A 17,054-nucleotide genomic window follows, 5' to 3' on the forward strand; every position below is an offset into this window, starting at 1 on the left:
ATCGCATCGCCGGACGGCCCGACCGGCAGGACCGCGCCGGCGGACCGATCGCGCGCCGATCCCGCCGCGGTCGCGCCGCGTCGCGCGGCGGCGTCCGGGGAGGCCCTGTGGTTCGTGCGACCCATCGCTCCTCCGGCGCGCCGCGACGGCTACTTGACTGGCGCTGGCTTGACCGGCGCGGGGTCGGCCCGGCCTGGCGCCGGTTCGGCCGTCGACCCGGGCTTGGTGTCAGACCGCGTGCCCTCGTTGCAGTTCCACCAATACGGCCCGGTCGTCCGCAGCTGCCGCCGGCAGGCGCAGTTGTCCGGCGCGCTCACCTTGCCCTGCTCGTCCACCGTGACCTTGGCCAGCACGACCCACGGATCGGTCGGGCACGGCGGGCAATCCGGGATCGCGCCCGGCTCCATGAACTGCGCCATCGACGGCGGCGACGCGTGCGACTCCGGGCAGGCATCGAGCACGCACAACTCGTACCCGTCCTGCCAACGCGAGAACTCGCAGCCCGTGTCGTCGCAGCCGCAACCCACCGGCTGCACCCGCACCGGCCGCGCGGCCACCTGCCGGTAACGCACCGCGACGAACAGCGCCGCGCCGGGATCGCGCGTGGACACGGTGCGGTCGGGGCAAAGCGGATCGATCGCGATGTCGTCGCAGGCATCGCCGCTGACGGCCGACACGCAACGGGTGCGGAGGTCGAAGCACACGTCGCGCTCGATCACGATCTCGTCGCCCTGCGGCCCGAGCAGGTAGCCCGGATGCACCACCACGCGCCAGGCCTGCGTGCTGGCCTCGACGCGGGCGCCGCACACCACGCCCCAGCCGTGCAGGTAGCGGTTCATGCGCCGCAGCCGGTCGCGGAAGTAGTCCTGCCCCAGCGTGAGGTCGTCGGGCGTGATGAGCTGCCGCGGGAAGAAACGCGGCCGCTCGATCCCGCCGCGCGCGCCGGTGCCTGATCCGCTGGCCGCCGTGCCGCCGCAGCCGCCTCCGCAACCCCCGCCGCAGCCGCAGTCGCCCGAGCCTGTCGTCATTGAAGCCATGGTCGTTCCTTTCAGTACTTGCCGCCGCGCCGGGCCTGCGACTCATGGCTGAGCGCCAGCACCAGTTCCCACAGCACGTCGGCGCCGTAGACGATCGGCCGGACCGCGATGTCGATGTCCGACAGCTCCAGCGTCTGCCCCGCCGCGGGCAGATGCAGGTTGGCCAGCGTGATGCAGCCCGCGCCGGTGTCGCAATCGCAGGGCCGGCTGACCCATTCCGCCAGCGCCTGGTAGTTCACGCTGTTGCCCTTGATCAGGCCCGGGATGTCGGCGTCCACCGGGATGTGCGGCGCTTTGCCGGGCCGCAAGGCCAGCGAGTAGCCCTCCCGGATCGCCCCCGGCGCGCAGCGCGTGGCGGTGTCGCAGCCGCCGGCCATCACCGGCTCGGGATCCGTCCGGCACTCCTCGTAGCAGACCACCAGGTGCATCCAGTCGTCGTCGCAGTGGCCCTCGCCATCACGGCCGCCGTTACGGCCGCCGTTGCGCGGGCCCCGCGCGGCCGCGGCGGCGTTGGCCGCGGCGCCGGCCGGCACGTGGTCCGACTCGGACTCGGCCGGCGGCGCGGCGCGCGACGGCACCGCCAGCGGCTTGGACCGCGACGGCACGACGATCTCGCGCCCCTGCTTGTCCAGCGCCAGCCCGGCCATCACGACCACGCTGTGGTCGTCCTCGCCCAGCTGCACGTCCAGCCCGCACACCACGCCGAAGCCGGCGACCAGGCGGTTGAGCATCCACTGCTTGCGCTTGAAATAGGCCTGCTCGGATTCGAAATGACGAACGTCGAGCAATTGACCGTGGAAGTAGCGCGGACGCGAAAAGCTTCGCAGCGCCTCGCATTCGACCGATTCGTCTCGCATGTGCCTTCTCCTGATGGCCATCAAAGTTGCGCCCGCGCACCCACGCGGCTGTCCACGCCCAGGCGCGCGCGCGGCTCCCCGCCCAGCACCAGCGCGCCCTCGCCCAGCGGTCCCGGCTCGGGCGGACCGCCGCCCAGCAGCGTGTCCACGCCCAGGCTCGCCTGGTATCCCACCCGCAGCCCCGGCGCGATCGCGCACAGCTGCCACAGCGTGTGCGCCGGCTTCTCGCGCTCGACGATCTCCCGCACCCGCGCCAGCGTGTCCGCGCAGTGCAGGTCGCGCGGATAGAGCCGCACCAGGAAGCGGTAGGCCGCTTCCTCGAACAGCGGCGTGCCGAAGGCGTCGGACGCGATCAGCCGCGACCGGTCCAGCGTCGCGGTGCTGCCCAGCACCGCGCCTTGCGGTTCCGACGCCGGCAGCACCGTGTTGAAACCGAGCACCGAGTCCCCGCCGTCGGCCCAGGTCCCAGCCTGCCCCGGCTTGCACGAGCTCGACGGCGCCGGCAGCGCCCACCAGCCCAGCGCCTGCAGCGGTTCCTCGATCACCGCACGCACGCCGGCCTCGTCGCGCAGCGCCTCGCCCAGCCCGGCCGCGGTACCGCGCCGCGCATGGCGCGCCCAGGCGCCGGCGATCGACGCGCGGCGCGTGGCCTCGTCCTGGGTCTGCGACAGCGGCACGGCCAGGAACCCGGCCAGCCAGTCCAGCGCCTCGTCCGGCGCGCCGGCCGGATCCAGCAGCGCCGGCAACTCGCCGGTCGTCGCCTCGATCTCGCGGAAGAAGCTCTCGAACAGGCTGAGGTAACGCAGCAGGAAGTTGTCCTGCGGCCGGTCCGCGTACAGCGACGGCGGACGCTCGCGGTAGATCGCCGGCAGGTCCGGCAGGTAGCTGGCCTGGTCGAAGTCCACGCGCGCCTGGCGCAGCACCGGCGTGCCGTGCAGGTCGTTGGCGAAGCGCGCGCCGATCCACAGCGCCCGCTGCGGCCCGGTGTCGTCCAGGTCGATGAAGAAGTCCGTCACGTCGGCGCCGACCGCGCGCCACGGCGCGGCGAAGGTCCCGTCCGCCGTCGGCGGCGGCACCGGGGTGGCCAGCGGTCCCGTCGCGACGTGGAAGGTCACATGGCTGCCCGCGGGCAGGTCGATGCTGGCGTGCAGGCGGTTCCAGACGTGATCGAGCGTGTCGACGGTGATCGCGTCGCTCCACAGCCAGCCTTCGGGCACATGACTGCCTTGCGGCGCAAGCTGAAGCGGCGCGAGGCCGCCACCGGGCGAGACCCACAACGCGCCGCCGCCGCCACCGCTTCCGCCGCCACCGCTTCCGCTGCTGCTGCTGCTGCTGCCGCCACCGCTTCCGCTGCCACTGCCACTGCCACTGCCACTGCCACTGCCACTGCCGCGACCGTCGATCGCGAGCGCGGCGACCGGCCCTTCATACCCCGCGGCATCGCCGGCGTGGAAGAAGGATCCGTCCTGGGCTCGCGACCAGACCGCGATCCGCCGCCGGCCCGGATCGCCGATGAACAGCGAATCGCCGGACACGGCCAGCGCGATGGCGCTTTCGATGCCGGTGGCGACGCTCTCGATCGGCGCGCCCTGCGGCGTGAACGCGGTGACCTGATGCGACTGAGCGTCCAGCACCCACAGCCGCCCGTCCGACCACGCCAGCGCGCACGGATGGTCCGCCTGCCCGCTGGCCCGCACCGCGTCGCCGAAAGCTGGCGACGGGTCGCCCCAGGTCGTGATGCACTCCACCCGCCCGGCAGCCAGGTCCGCGACGTAGAGCTGCCCGGCCTCGTCCAGCGCCAGCGACACCGGCTGCTGGAAGCCTTCCAGCACCTCCACCAGCGCCATGCTGGCGAGGTCGAAGACCTGCACCCGGTGGTTGCCGGCGTCGGCGACGTACAGCGCGCCGCGCGCCGGCGCGATCGCCAGCCCCGCGGGCGCGTCGAAGCCCGTCGCATCGCCGGCCGGTCCGCCCAGGCACGGCACCGGCCCGACGGCGCCGAAGCAGCCCTCGATCCACGACACCACGCCCTGCGCGGGATCGGTGAAGAACACGGTCCCGCCGGCATCGACGGCCAGGCCGCCCTGCGGTTGCGCGGCGGCGAGCGTCTCCAGCGCCGCGGGCAGCTCGCCCTCGAACGCCGGCAGCGCCGCCAGCCGCAGCGCGCCATCGTCGCCCCGCGCGAGGCCGTGCCAATGGAAGCGCGGCCAGAGGCCGTCCTCGTTGAGGTGGCGGAAGGGTCGGAGGTCCGGTGCGCCCATGGCTTCAGCCCTCCACCCCGATCCACTCGATGCGCCATTCGTCGCGCACCTGCTTGAGCAGCTGCTTGCGGAAGTCCTCGCTCTGCGGATCGGGATCGTCCGCGCCGGGCGGCAAGCTGGCCAGCAGCGAGTCCGGCACCAGCATCGAGAACTTGAAGCTGGCCTTGTCCGCCGCCAGCAGCATCACGAAACCGTCGACCAGGCGCACCACGTCGCGATCGCCGACGTCGAAGCTGAAATCGCGCCGGCCCAGCACCTGCGCCGAGTAGCAGGGCATGGTCCGGAAACCGGCCGAGGTGGTGTCGACCACCGCCTCCAGCTGCAACCCGAAGCCCGAGGCGCCCGCGCCGGCCGCCGGCATCGTCCAGGCCGGCTTGGCGACCAGGCCGCTGGCCACGTAGGGCTGCGCGGCCGGCCGCGCGTTGCGCCGCTGCGCCAGCGACAGCGGCTGCTCCAACCGGCAGTTGAGCACCTGCGCCCGCGCCAGCCGCAGCTGCGTGCCGTTGACGACCGCGTCGCGCAGCTTCGCGTCGGTGGGCAGGTAGTCCGGCGCCGGGCCGAGCCGCACCCAGCAGAACACCGGCGTCTCCCGCAGCCGGATGGCGCCGCCGGTGGCGCCGCACACGCCGTCGCGCGTCTCGGCCACCTCCAGCGCCTCGGTGGGATAGGACACCGTCAGGTCGAAGAACACCGGCGCGCCGAAGTCGTCGCCGGCCACCGGCGGCACCGGCTGCACCACCGCGTCGGCCAGCACGATCTCGCGGCCACGGGCGTCGATCGCGTAGCCGGGCTGGATCGAGACCTCGCGCGCGCCCTTGGCGCCGGTGGTCGCGAACCCGGCGCCGATGCCGGGCTGGTGCAGGCTCTGGTTGTGCAGCCAGCGCATCTGGCGGTTGAAGTCGTCCAGCTCCTGCAGGTCCGACGCGAACAGGCGCTGGCCGTTGAAGAAGCTGCTGCGCTCCGCGAAACGGGTGTCACCGATGAGGGCCATGATGTCCGGTTCCTTCCTCAGGGGTCAGGCGCAGGGATCGCCGGGGGTCTGCCCGGGGCAGTCGGCCACCGGCCGGAATTCCTGCTGGCAGCCGAACCAGCGCACCACCAGCCGCTTCTTCTGCGCGAAGGTCACGAAGGCCGCCGGGAAGTCGCTGTTGAAGCTGGTGATCAGCGACAGCGTCTCCGGCCGGAAGCGGTAGGCCGGCGTCGTCGGCGGCGTGACCGCGTACAGGTGCAGCTCGGCGTCGATCGGATACTGCCAGGCCGCGCGCGACTGGTAGACGCCGGTATTCAGGTCCAGCCCGTAGAGGGTCGCGATCGCGCGGCCGTCCAGTCCGCCGGCCGAGTCCATCCGCACCAGCGGTTGCCAGGTGGCCGGGAAATCCATGGGCCGCGCCGGGTCCCAGGTCAGCGCCGCCGGCCCGACCAGCCCGCCGTCGATCCAGCCCTGGTCCACGATGCCGTCGCCCTGCGCCAGCGTGGGCCGCACCGTGACGGTGTTGCCCACGATCTGCTGCACCTGGGCACCGTTGGAGACATCGGCGTGGTGGACCAGCAGGCCCGCGACGTCGTTCGGGCCGAAGACGAGGTCGCCTTCGACATCGAGCTCCCGGGGATCGGCGTCGACGCGGGTGATGCGCGCGCTGTCGCGCCAGTGCACCGTCGCGAGGCGGTCCCCGGTGCGCAGCGCCCCCGGCGACCCGGACAGCACCAGGTCGACCCCGACGATCGCCGCCACCTGCACCACCGCGGTCTCCAGCGCCACGCCGCCGGTGAGCGGCCACGCCATCACGCAGTCGCCGACGGCGAAGGCGGCGGACTCGGCCAGCGTGATCCGCGTCTCGTCGGTCTGTTGCGCCACCACCGTCGCGACGCGGCCGAAGCGGCCGACGGCCAGCAGGTCCAGCCGGCGGGCCGTCTCCGCCAGCGGCGACCCCAGGCCCAGCAGCGTGCCCGTCACCGCGGCCACCGATGCCGGCGGCGGCGACTCGGCGCCGTCGGCCACGCGCAGCCGCAGCACGTCCTTCACCCGCGCGGCGCTCGCGCGTCCGACGCGGACCTCGTTCGGGCGCTTGGGCTCGAAGGCGTCGATCGTCGTGGCGCAGCACCAGTCCGCCGCCACCAGCCGATCGCCCACCGACAGTCCCAGCCCGGCGCTGAGCACCAGCGCCTTGCGCTTCTTCACGATCTTGTCGACGACGGCGACCAGGGACAGGTCCCGCATCGGCGCCACGACGTCGCCGACGGCGAACGGCGCGATGTCGCTGACGCCCACCTCGCTGCTGGCCTTCGGGACCAGGCGCTGGATCGTCAGGCCGCCGGACAGCGGCACCGCGCGCGTCAGCGTGGCCACCTCGGCCGCCGTCGGCGGCGGTTGCAGCTCGAGCTTCGCGCCGTCGCTCACCGTCACCTCGGGCGCCGTGGCCAGCGGCTGCCGGTCCGCGTCGAGCAGCACCGCCCGCGCGCCCTTGTCCAAGCCCTGCGGCGCCGACTTCAGCTCCAGCTGCAGCGACTTGCCGTCGGCCGACAGCGTCGCGCGCTTGATGTCGATGGCGTCGCTCATCCGCGCCACGTGCAGCTCGTCGCTTTCCTTCCAGACCGGCGGCGGCTGCTCCACGGTCATCCGGCCGGCGCTCACGCCGTCGATCAGCGCGACCGCGCCGTCCGAGTCCCGGTGCAGCACGTCGCCCTTCTTGATCGCCGGCGCGGCGGTGTAGTCGGCCAGCATCGCCGCGCTGTCGTCGGGCACCGTCACCACGTCGGCCAGGCGCGGCAGGTTGCCCAGCGCCAGCACGCTGTCGTCGACGCGCACGCCGTCCAGCGGCGCGGCGAGCGTCACCGTCGATCCCTCGGACGCGGTCAGCGACACGGCCGTGCGGGCCCGGGGCCGCAGCAGCGCGATGACGTCGTTCGGCTTGAAGACGGCGGCGTCGTCGAGGTCGATCGAGAGCTGGTCACCGGCGCCCCGCCGGATCGCCGAGACCCGCGCCTGGCCGTACCAGGCGGCCACGCGGCGGCGCCCGATCTCGGCCATCAGCAGCCGGAAGGTGAAGCCGTCGACGGCCGGATCGGCCACCTCGGGGAAAAAGGCCGGCGCGAACTCGGCCTTGGCCAGGTTCCAGCTGCGCGCCTGCACGTTGGCCACGTAGCGCGGCACCTCGGTGAAGCCGCTGGCGGAGGTGTCGACCCGCGTCTGCACGCCGACCACCTTGCTGACGATGCCGCCGCGGCCGTCGGGGGACTCGACGATCCACGGTTCCCAGGGCGTGCCGCCCTCGACCGTCTCGCCGCGCGCCAGCCGCGGCCGGGCCAGCGGCCGGACCCGGGGCGGGCGGAAGTCGGCCTTCAGACCGCCGTCGTAGCGGGCCAGCACCGCACCGTCCGGCGCCTCGTTCGCCGCGATCGGCACCCAGACCAGTTCCACGTCGCTCTCGAGCAGGCGCGCGTCGTCCAGGACGCAGCCGGGCTCGTCGGGCACGCAGCACGTCCCGCTTCCGTTCCCGCCGCCGCGGCGCGTGGCGCGCAGGCGCAGCACCAGCCAGGCGGCCTCGGTGGGCAGCGGCACGCGGCGCCCGCGCTGCAGGATCAGCTCGCGGCCGCGGCGGTCGTAGGCCAGCCCGCAGGCGACCTCGATGCCGGTCGGCTGGCCGGTCCCGTCGGCGGCCGCTCCACCGGTCACCGGAGCGGTGCCCAGATCGGTGCCCAGGTCGGTCACCGTTCGCGCGATGAGGCCAAAGGCGATCCCGCCCGTCTCATGCAGCGCGCGGTTGTGCAGCTGGCGGCGCAGCGCCTCGAAGCGCTGCTGGTCGCGCGCGTCGCGGCTGCGCAGCGTCTGGCCCTGCCAGTACTGCAGCCGTTCGAGATCCCGGCGGTACGGCGTCGACATGTCAGGCCACCTCGATGTTGTGGCGGCCGGCGGCGACCAGCCAGTCCGGACGCAGGCACACATTGCCGCAGTTCGGCGCGCAGCCCTCGGCGACGAGCTCGAGCGCGATCACGTGGTCCACGCCCGGCGTCTGGTCGATCACCTGCATCACCTCGGCGCGGTAGACGTCGCGGCCCAGCGGCCAGCCGGCGGCGTCGGGGCCGCCGCTCACCGGGTCGAAGAAGGCGTCCAGCGCCGCCGACACCTCGGCGGCCAGCCGCTGGCGGTCGATGCCGTCCAGCGCCTGGACGCGGGCGCGGACCGCCACCTCCAGGTAGCCCGGTCCGGCCACCGCCACCCGCGTGCCGAGGACGCGGCGCGTCTCCAGCCGCGCGGCGACCCGGTCGAGGAAACCGCGGCTCGGGAACGGCCGGCCGCGCGGCAGGAACGGCAGCACGATCACGGTGACCATGCCGGGGGCGTTCACGCAGGCCAGGCCGGGACAGAAGTTGGGCAGCGCGATGGCGCGGGCCACGCGCAGGCCGGGCGTGGCGAGCGCGAGCGCCTCGAAGTCCTCGCGGGTCACCGCGCGGAGGCGGGCCTCGCGTTGCTCGATCGCGCGGCCCAGCGCATGCGCCAGCGTCTCGGCCGGCGCGGCGTCCTCCAGCACGACCGGCACGCCGGCGGCGATCTGTCCGATCGCGCCGACATCCGGCAGGAAGGCGCGGTTGCGCGGGCTGTCGGCCAGTCCGTCGATGCGCGCGACCGCCGGCGCAGGCCGCGTCCACGCATGGAACGCGAAGACCTGGCAGCCGCGCGGCAGGACGCGACCCCGCTCGCCGTCGCCGCCGACGACCTCGCCGCTGGTCGGATCGAGCGTGAAGTGGGCGTCCGAGCGTGAGGAGGCGCTGAAGTCGTCCATCCGGGTCCAGGCGCGCGGATGACCGTCCTCGATGGTGAAGAGCCGCAGCGACGCCTCGACCACCGGCCGCTGCGCGAGCGTCAGGCGCTGGGACGGTTCGCCGCTGCCCGTGCCGGCGAGCGTGCCGTCGACGGCCAGCAGGCCGGGGTCGGTCGCGGTCGCCGCGGTGTAGGCGAGCACGGTGAAGACCGGCGCCTCGCCCGAGGCGTCCACCGACAACACGACGACCCGCCCCTGCTGCAGCGTCAGGCGCAGCGCGGAGCCCTGCCCGGCCGTGATCGGACCGCCGGTCGCGACGGTGCCGGGCGCGATCGGCCAGGAGGTCCAGACCGGCGTCGATTGCACCAGCTGGACGCCATTGAGCAGCAGCCGCTGCAGGCGCGGCGCGGCATCGAAGGCGCCGTCGACCAGCCGGGCCCGCACCCAGCACTGCGGCTGCGCGACGCGGCCCAGCACGGACGCCTTCATCGCCGCGCCCGGCCGCAGCCGCAGCGCGCCGCTGAGGCTGAACGCGCGCGTGTCGTCATCGACCTCCAGCGGCAGCCAGCGGCCGGCGGCGCCGTCGTCGGCGAAGTACTCCCACGCCAGGCGCGCGCCGTGATGCCTGAGCGGCACGGCGCTCGGCAGCACCGCGGTCATAGCCGCATCCGCCGCGGCCGCATCTGCCGCAGACGGATCTCCCGCAGACGGATCTGTCGCAGACGACATCTCCGCGACGAGCCGAGCCCGCTCGCTCAACCGCGCCTGATCGCCCTCGATGCAGACGAACACCTGGGACCAGCGCCCCGCCGGCAACGCGCGGTCGAAGCCGATCTGGCATTCCGCGCCGACCGCCGGGTCGTCGCCGAAGGCGGCGAACGGCTCCTGCCGCGACCAGGCCGCCGTCAGGTTCTGGAAGCCGGCCGCGTCCTGGCGCTGCACGGCGCGCAGCACCGCGTCGACGACCTCGACCGGCGCGATCGTGCGCAACGGCGCCGCCGTGGCGTCCAGCCGCATCCCGTCGAACTCGGTGCCGGCGGGCAGCACGACCGGCGAGGCCACCGGCGACGGGCCCGCGGCGATGCGCAGCTCGCTCACCAGCGTCGCCGGCCGCGGCGGCGCGCACCGGATGTCCATCAGCGCCAGCAGGCGCCGCTTCTGCGCGTCGGTGAAGCGGTTGAGGCGGTAGAGGTCCGTCTCGGCCACCGACGCCAGCAGCTCCATCAGCGTGATGCCGGGGTCCGACGCGTTGTGGTCGGTCCACTCCGGCGCGACCAGCGGGATCAGCGCCCGGCCCTGTTCGACCAAGTCCGACCAGCGGCGATCGTCGAGTTGAGGCAGGGGGATGCTCATGGCGTCACGCTTCCGATTCGTCCAGGCGCAGGACCAGGGTCCCGGCCGCCACCACCGCGTCGTCGGGCACGCGCACCGACTCGCCCTGCGGCACGCCGTCCAGGACGAGGTCGAGCGCCTCGATGTAGTCGACGCCCGGCGTGCGTTCGAGCTCGGCGGCCACATCCGAGACGTACACGTCGCGCCCCAGCGCCCAGCCGGTGCCGCCTGGGCCGCCGACCACCGGATGCAGGAAGCGCTCGAGCGTCTCGCGCACCGCGCGCTCGACCACGCCGGCCTGGCTTGGATCGAGCGGCACGATGCGGGCCGACACGCCGACCGGCAGGTAGGTCGGGCCGGTGACGTGGATGCGATGCAGCGCGGCGAGATCGGCGGGCGCGCGCGCCTCGATGTGGCGGCGCACCTGTTCGCGCAGGCCGAAGGACGGTTGCGGCCGCGCGTCCAGGCTGCCCGGCACGATCAGCACCGTCACCCAGCCCGGCAGCGTCTGTCCGCCGGGGCTGCGGCCGGCGATGGCGCGCACCATCTTGACCGCCGGCGAGGCCTCGACCGCCAGCGTCTCGTAGTCCGACGGCGTCAGCGCGCGGCCGCGATGGCGCACCGTGCGCGGTCCGCGGTCCAGCACCGCCGACGGCGCTTCCCCGTCCGCGCCGCCCTCGGCCGCGCGCGGGTTGAAGACCGCCTCGATGCCGGGCACGACGCCCAGCAATTGCGCGATCGCGCGCGCCGGCACGTTGCCGCGCGACCCGCCGCCGACGCTCATCTGCCGCGCCAGGATCACCGCGCCAGCCGGCGGCACGCGGCCCGACACGCCGTCGCCGAAGCGCACCCGCCCGCTGGCGCCGTCCAGCGCGTAATGCCGGTCCGTCGGCGAGGAGAAGAACAGCTGCTCGCGCCGCTCCCAGAGCACCCAGGCCTCGGTCACCTGCTTGTGCCGGTTGCGGGTCAGCCGCAGCGGGCCGAGCGACACGCCGGGCTCCGTCGACTCGACCGCCAGCAGCCGCTCCAGCCGGCCCAGCACGGCGCTGTCGCCCTGCCAGAGCTCCATCGCCAGGATCCGCCACTCGACATTGGCGCGCGCGCCGCCGAGCTCGCGTACCTCGAGGCGCTCGCCGGCCAGCACCGGCGTCTGCGTCAGCAGGAACACCTGGTCCGGCGTGCCGTTGCTGGTGCCCAGCGGCAGGTCGTGGAGCGTGTGGCGCTCGCTCGCCCACACCGCGTTGACATGCAGGCCGGCGAAGACCGGCTCGCCCGGCGGGCCGTCCTCCTTCAGCCGCGCGCGCAGCCAGTGGCGCGGCGTGCCGAAACGCGCCAGCTCGGCGTCGTCCGCCTGCGCCAGCACGTTGACGATGCCCGGCCGGCGCAGCGCGCCGGTCTCGTCGTCGGCCGGCGTGCGCGTCCAGGCGTCGCCGTTCCAGTACTCCCAGACCAGCGCGGGGCCGACCGGCGTGTCCGGCGCCTCGACGACGTCGACGAACAGCCCGAGCTGGTCGACCGGCGGCGCCTTGTCGAAGCCCAGGTAGAGCGCCGGCGTCAGGTCGCCGACCCGCTCGAACGGCGCGAAGGTCGTGCCGGGCCACATCGCCTCGGCGGTGCGGTCGACGAAGCGGAAGTCGTTGCGGGCCAGCACGCGTTCCGCGTGGAAGGGCCCGTACTGCCAGGTGTAGCCGATCGAGAACGCGCCCAGCACCGGCGGCTGCGCGACGACGTAGGTGAAGGTGTTGACCGCGCCGCCCGCCGCGTCGGCGTTGAAGCCGACGGTGCGGCTGAAGCCGTAGGAGCCGCTTTGCAGGCGCACGCGCACCCAGCGCGCCTCCTGCTGGTTGACGCTGACCGGCGCCATGTCGATGGGCACGGTGAAGTCGATGACCTCGGTGCGGTCGAGGTCGCGCTGCGAGCCGGCCAGGCTCGAGCTCACCGGCAGCGGCGCCCACAGCCGGCCGTTCCAGTACTCCCAGTCGAGCTGGTGCGCCAGCGCGGCGGAGCCGGCGATCGCGCCCTGGTCCTGCGGCGACAGGCTGCGACCGACGAACAGCCGCACCTTCGCCAGCGGCTTGCCGAAGGCCTCCTCGCTGGTGAAGTAGAAGGCCGAACCCGGCTGCGGCTGCTGGCCCAGCGGATAGAAGGGCTTGCTGACGTCGAGCGCCGCGCCATCGGCGAAGGCCTTGTCCGGCGCCAGGCCGGTGACCGACAGCGTCAGGTCCACGACGCTCCGCGTGGCCGACGGCGCGGGATGCGCGTGCCGCGCGGCCTCGGGCGCGGTGAAGACGATGCCGGCGAAGGCGACGCTGAACAGGTAGTCGCGCGTGAAGTTGACGTTGGCGATCAGGTAGGCGCCGGTCTTGCCGGTCGGCTGCGAGGTGTAGGCCGCGCGCGTCGGGTCCGACGGATCGGTCAGCCGCACCACCGCGCCCTCGACCGGCTGGCCCGCGTCGTTGCGGACGATGCCGCTCAAGCTGTTGGGCGCGGACGGCACCGGCGACTCCGCCGCGATCGTGAGGATGCCCGGCGTGCCCTGCCCCGTCTGGGTCTGCGGCGCCGCCGGCTGGCCGACGGCGATGCGGCCGCGCAGCGCGCCGTTGACGGTGCTGGACAGGCGGATCGTGTCGACCTCGGGCAGCGACTGGCCCGGATCGGGCGGCAGCGACTCGTCCAGCCGCGCGCGCAGCCAGTAGCCCTCGATGCCGTTCACCGTCGTCTTGCCGGCGGAGGCACAGTCGGTCACCAGCTGGAAGCTGCCGCTCTGCGTCAGGCCGTTGGTGCTGTCGACATCGGTGACGACGGTGTCGACGCCCTGGTCGTCGAGGTCCTCGTCGTCCTCCTCGTCATCGGCGACGTCGGTCGCCGCCGAGCCGCGGCATTCGGTGCTGGTGTCGACGAACCCGCGCCAGGTCGCGCCGTCCCAGTACTCCCAGACGATGTCCAGCGGCGTGGTGGCGTCGTGCTGAAGCTCGAACTCGACCGACAGCTTGACCCGGCCCGACAGCGCCAGCAGCACCGGGTGGGACAGGTAGAGCTCATGCGGCGTCGGCCGCAGCAGCCGCGCGGCGAAGGCCTCCACCGGCTGGCCGGCGAGGTAGGCCGCGCCGTGGTCGATGTACTGGTCGCGGCCGGGCCACAGGCTCACCAGCTCCACCAGGCGGCCGGCGGTGACGCCGACGGCGCGCTCGGTCTCGAACAGCACCTGCTCGCTGCTGCCGGCCGGCGGCGGCGCACCGACCGGCGTGCGGGCCGGCGCCGAGCCGCCCGCCGCCTGGTCGGAGAGCCGGAACACGACCGGCGCGCGCGCCTCCTGCGCCGGCACCAGGCTGAGCCCGGCGACGTCCAGGAAACCCAGCTTGAGCTTGTCCGGCACCTGGCCCAGGCGTTGCGTCAGCGCCTCCAGGTAGCGGGCCGCGATCGCGGCCAGGCCGGTGCCGGCGCCGCGGTCCGCCGCCAGCCATTCCGGCGTGTAGCCGGCGCGGCGCGCGAGCAGCTGCGCCAGCAGCGCCGGCGCATCGCGGCCGTCGAGTTCGACGCGGGGCGGGGTGTTCACTGCGCCGATCCTTCCTCGAGGTAGAACGGGTAGACGAGGTTCGCGTGCGAGTTGGTCGCCCGCACGCGGTAGCTCATCTCGATGCGCACCTTGCCGGTGTCGGCGACATCGGCGACGGCGGTCACCGCCGTCACGTCGATGCGCGGTTCCCAGTCGACCAGCGCCTCCAGCACGCGCTGGCGGATCGCCTCCAGCGTCGACGGGTTCAGCGGCTCGAAGACGAACGCGTTCAGGCCGGCGCCGAAGTCGGGCCGCATCACGCGCTCGCCGGGGTTGGTGCCGACGATGATCAGGATGGCCTGGCGCACGTCCTCGTCATAGGCGGCGGTGGCGGTCTGGCCGGCCTCGATGCCGACCGGGAACGCCCAGCCCTGGCCGAGGAAGGTGGACGGGGTCCGCGGGGTGGCCATGGCGTCAGCCTCCGATCTCGACCAGCGGGCAGCCCATCACGATGGGCGCGCCGCAGCCGCTCATGTCGCCGACGCGCGCGGCCGGCCGGCCGCCGATCAGCACCGTGGCGCTGCCCTTGGCGATCGGCGTGGGCGGATGCGGGCCGGCGGTCGGCGGCATCGAGCAGGCGTGCAGGTCGCCGACCACCGCGGCGGGCATGCCGCCGATGAGCACCATCGCCACGCCGGGGCCGGTGATGACGCCGGGATGGCCGGTGGGGTCGCCGACGCGGGCTGCGGGAGGCATGGTGTCGTCCCTCCGTCAGTTGAGCTTGATCGGCAGGCCCTGCACGCTGCAGGGACCGGCGGACTGGATGTTGACGACGCTGCCCTTGATGTCGACCTGCGTGCCCTCCAGCGCGATCTGCAGCGCCTTGAGCTCGATCTTCAGCGCCGACTGCACGGTGATCGTCTGCGTCTTGTTGTCCATCGCGATCGACAGCGTGCCGGCGGTGTTCTCCAGCTTGATCTGCAGCGGATCGATCGTGACCTTCTGGCGGGTGCTCGTCGTGATCGTGATCGACTGCAGCGCGTCGTCGAACTCCACCTCGTGGCCGACGCCGCCGGCCAGGCCGGTCTTGATCAGGCGCTTGACCAGGAAGTCGCTCTGCAGCGTCAGCGGCGGACGGTCCCGGGTGCTCCACAGCCCGCCCAGCACGTAGGCGGCGGCCGCGTCGTTCTGCGCGAAGGCCACCAGCACCTCGTCATCCACCTGCGGCACCCAGATGAAGCCTCGGCCCGAGCCGCCGCCCATCGACGGCAGCCGGCACCAGGGCTCCATGCCGGGGATCGACGGGATGCGCACCTGCACCCGCCCTTCCGACATCGCGTCGAAGTTGCTGGTCACGACGCCGGGCGAGATCGCGAAGCCCTCCTTCAGCGATTCGACGCCGAGGTGGTCCAGCCGCTCGAAGAGTTGTTCATCCATGGTGGGTGTCCCTGCTCCTGTCGCCGCTCACACGGTGAACTGCCCTTGCAGCCGCACCAGCCCGCCGCGCCCCTTGGGCAGCGGCACCGCGCCGAACCACACTTCCTTGCGAGCCTGGAACGTGGTGCGATAGCCGCTGCCGTCCAGCGTGTGCGTGGCCGAGGTGATGCGGTACAGGCCGCCGAACTGGTCGCCCAGCCCCTCGAGGTTGACGACGCGGCTGGCCTTGATGCGGGGATCGCCGACGGTGCTGCCGGAACCGGTCAGCCGGTTGTTGAGCTTGGGCAGCAGCTCGGTGAGGATCTTGGACGGCGCGGTGGCGTAGCTGGTGGGCTTGATCGTGGTGACCTTGCCCGGCGCGAGCAGCTCGCCGAGCTGACCGCCCGGCGTGATCGAGAGCTTGAACATCGCGCGGTCGTAGTCCCAGTTCAGCGCGATGGTGAAGTCCATCTTGATGCTGTCGACCCAGACCTTGGCGGCCACGCCCTCGATCTCGCCCACGGTGGTGATGCGCGGCGTGAAGTCGGTCAGCGAGGCGCCCCACTTCAGCGTCAGGCTGGGCGCGTAGTCCTGGATCAGGAACTGGAACTTGAGCACCCGGCCATGCGGCTCGGCCGTGTGGTCGATGTACATCTGCCAGCCGTTCTCCTTGGCCACCTCGCTCAGGAACTGGAAGTCGTTGACGCCGCTCTGGCGCCGCACGCCCATCTGCGCGAACTGCGGGAAGGTCAGGTAGGTGGCCAGGCCCACCAGCGTCGACAGCGTGCCGCCGACCGGGTCCAGCGCCGGGATCAGCGCGTTGGTGCCGGCCACCAGCGCCGCCACCGCCGAGTCCGGCAGCGGGAAGTTGCCCACCGTGGGGATCTTGATCGCGAAGGCGCGGTCCTTGGTGCCGACGGTGAGCCGCTGCAGGTAGTCCTGCGCGGTCAGCCGGATCATCGGGATGCCGCTGGACGGGAACGAGGGCTCCACGCCGGTGATCTCGCCGACGAAGACTTCCTCCAGCGGCCCCGGCGCATACCCGAGCGACAGCCGGAACTCGTTGTTGACCTGCAGCAGCGGATGGTCCAGCCACTGCAGCGAGGTGTTGGCGATGCTCAGCTCGACCCGGTCCGCGCCCTCCATGCCGTCGGTGTGGCTCAGGCTGACGATCGAGGCGCGCAGCGCCGCGGGGATCGTGTCGCCGTTGATGCGGATCGTGCATTCCGGGGCGAGGCGGCTCATGAGGTCACCTCCCCCGTCGCCGGATCGGTGAAGGGCAGCGCCGGCACGCGCAGCGCCTGGCCAGGCACGAGGCCGCGCGGATCGTCGATGCCGTTGACGATCGCGATCGGACGCCACAGCGCCGGGTCCTCGTAGAAGCGCCACGCGATCGACTGGAGCGTGTCGCCGCGCTGCACCGTCCAGCCCTTGCTGAAGTCGGCCGTCTGGCGGTTGACCTCCTTGGCCTCGCGCTCGGGGTCGATGAACTCGCTGAAGCTGACGGTGATGCGGGCCCGCGTCGGCCGGCCGTCCTCGAGGAACTTGATGAACTTCTGGTTCGCCCGCGTCAGCACGCAGCGCAGCTGCAGCGAGCCCCAGGCCACGCGCAGCACCGGCGGCGCATGCAGCTCGGAATCGATCTTGAGCAGGTCCACCACCTTCTGCGTCTGGCCGCGCACATCGGCGCGGGTGTCGGTGGTGTCGAAGAACAGCTCCATCTCCAGCGTGCGCAGGTTGCCGTGCACGAACTGCAGGATCGGCGAGCCCAGCCCCGGGATCGCCTGCGAGGCGAAGTTGTTGTCCTTGTTGAGGCTGTACTCCTCGGGATTGAACATGACGTCGAACTGCGCCCCGGTGTGCTCGACGGTGATGCGGGCCTTGGCGAGTGCCAT

At 73.2% G+C, this 17,054-nt stretch carries 12 protein-coding genes; all 12 read right to left on the minus strand.

Annotation, left to right across the window (positions count from 1 at the left end; translation table 11 throughout):
- Positions 1-149 precede the first annotated feature (149 nt).
- The 12 genes from N5D62_RS23510 to N5D62_RS23565 are packed head-to-tail and all read right to left on the minus strand — an operon-like array spanning position 150 to position 17,054.
- Positions 150-1,037 (minus strand): hypothetical protein, encoded by an 888-nt coding sequence (locus N5D62_RS23510; RefSeq protein WP_279760380.1) that lies wholly within the window; start codon positions 1,035-1,037, stop codon positions 150-152.
- 11 nt (positions 1,038-1,048) lie between these two features.
- On the minus strand, positions 1,049-1,894 hold the full coding sequence (locus N5D62_RS23515; protein WP_279760381.1) for a hypothetical protein: 846 nt from the start codon (positions 1,892-1,894) through the stop codon (positions 1,049-1,051).
- Positions 1,895-1,914: 20 nt separating this feature from the next.
- A complete protein-coding gene (locus N5D62_RS23520) occupies positions 1,915-4,155 on the minus strand; it encodes a phage tail protein (protein WP_279760382.1) in 2,241 nt (746 codons plus the stop codon).
- A gap of 4 nt (positions 4,156-4,159) precedes the next feature.
- Complete coding sequence (locus N5D62_RS23525; protein ID WP_279760383.1) at positions 4,160-5,146, minus strand: hypothetical protein; 987 nt, start codon at positions 5,144-5,146, stop codon at positions 4,160-4,162.
- A 24-nt stretch (positions 5,147-5,170) separates the two neighbouring features.
- Positions 5,171-8,035 carry a hypothetical protein gene (locus N5D62_RS23530; RefSeq protein WP_279760384.1) on the minus strand — a complete coding sequence of 955 codons (2,865 nt, stop codon included), beginning with the start codon at positions 8,033-8,035 and terminating at the stop codon, positions 5,171-5,173.
- A gap of 1 nt (position 8,036) precedes the next feature.
- Positions 8,037-10,268: a baseplate J/gp47 family protein gene (locus tag N5D62_RS23535; protein WP_279760385.1), complete on the minus strand. Its 2,232-nt coding sequence runs from the start codon at positions 10,266-10,268 to the stop codon at positions 8,037-8,039.
- A gap of 4 nt (positions 10,269-10,272) precedes the next feature.
- Entirely contained in the window at positions 10,273-13,803 is a 3,531-nt protein-coding gene (locus N5D62_RS23540) for a putative baseplate assembly protein (protein WP_279760386.1), read from the minus strand.
- Positions 13,800-14,213, minus strand: a complete 414-nt coding sequence (locus tag N5D62_RS23545; RefSeq protein ID WP_279760387.1) for a GPW/gp25 family protein — start codon at positions 14,211-14,213, stop codon at positions 13,800-13,802. Before N5D62_RS23545 ends, N5D62_RS23540 begins: the two co-directional genes overlap by 4 nt.
- 4 nt (positions 14,214-14,217) lie before the next feature.
- Positions 14,218-14,499, minus strand: coding sequence for a PAAR domain-containing protein (locus N5D62_RS23550; RefSeq protein WP_279760388.1), 282 nt, complete (start codon positions 14,497-14,499; stop codon positions 14,218-14,220).
- 15 nt (positions 14,500-14,514) lie between these two features.
- Complete coding sequence (locus N5D62_RS23555; RefSeq protein ID WP_091724613.1) at positions 14,515-15,180, minus strand: phage baseplate assembly protein V; 666 nt, start codon at positions 15,178-15,180, stop codon at positions 14,515-14,517.
- Positions 15,181-15,207: 27 nt separating this feature from the next.
- A complete protein-coding gene (locus N5D62_RS23560; RefSeq protein ID WP_279760389.1) occupies positions 15,208-16,404 on the minus strand; it encodes a hypothetical protein in 1,197 nt (398 codons plus the stop codon).
- Positions 16,401-17,054, minus strand: coding sequence for a LysM peptidoglycan-binding domain-containing protein (locus N5D62_RS23565; RefSeq protein WP_279760390.1), 654 nt, complete (start codon positions 17,052-17,054; stop codon positions 16,401-16,403). The genes N5D62_RS23560 and N5D62_RS23565 overlap by 4 nt, the downstream gene beginning before the upstream one ends.

The sequence above is a fragment of the Mitsuaria sp. GD03876 genome (assembly GCF_029840635.1).
In the GTDB taxonomy this organism is placed as follows: domain Bacteria; phylum Pseudomonadota; class Gammaproteobacteria; order Burkholderiales; family Burkholderiaceae_C; genus Roseateles.

Coding starts and splice junctions, on each gene's coding strand:
- N5D62_RS23510 (WP_279760380.1), bottom strand. CDS start 1,037: ATGGCTTCAATGACGACAGGCTCGGGCGACTGCGGCTGCGGCGGGGGT.
- N5D62_RS23515 (WP_279760381.1), bottom strand. CDS start 1,894: ATGCGAGACGAATCGGTCGAATGCGAGGCGCTGCGAAGCTTTTCGCGT.
- N5D62_RS23520 (WP_279760382.1), bottom strand. CDS start 4,155: ATGGGCGCACCGGACCTCCGACCCTTCCGCCACCTCAACGAGGACGGC.
- N5D62_RS23525 (WP_279760383.1), bottom strand. CDS start 5,146: ATGGCCCTCATCGGTGACACCCGTTTCGCGGAGCGCAGCAGCTTCTTC.
- N5D62_RS23530 (WP_279760384.1), bottom strand. CDS start 8,035: ATGTCGACGCCGTACCGCCGGGATCTCGAACGGCTGCAGTACTGGCAG.
- N5D62_RS23535 (WP_279760385.1), bottom strand. CDS start 10,268: ATGAGCATCCCCCTGCCTCAACTCGACGATCGCCGCTGGTCGGACTTG.
- N5D62_RS23545 (WP_279760387.1), bottom strand. CDS start 14,213: ATGGCCACCCCGCGGACCCCGTCCACCTTCCTCGGCCAGGGCTGGGCG.
- N5D62_RS23550 (WP_279760388.1), bottom strand. CDS start 14,499: ATGCCTCCCGCAGCCCGCGTCGGCGACCCCACCGGCCATCCCGGCGTC.
- N5D62_RS23555 (WP_091724613.1), bottom strand. CDS start 15,180: ATGGATGAACAACTCTTCGAGCGGCTGGACCACCTCGGCGTCGAATCG.
- N5D62_RS23560 (WP_279760389.1), bottom strand. CDS start 16,404: ATGAGCCGCCTCGCCCCGGAATGCACGATCCGCATCAACGGCGACACG.
- N5D62_RS23565 (WP_279760390.1), bottom strand. CDS start 17,054: ATGGCACTCGCCAAGGCCCGCATCACCGTCGAGCACACCGGGGCGCAG.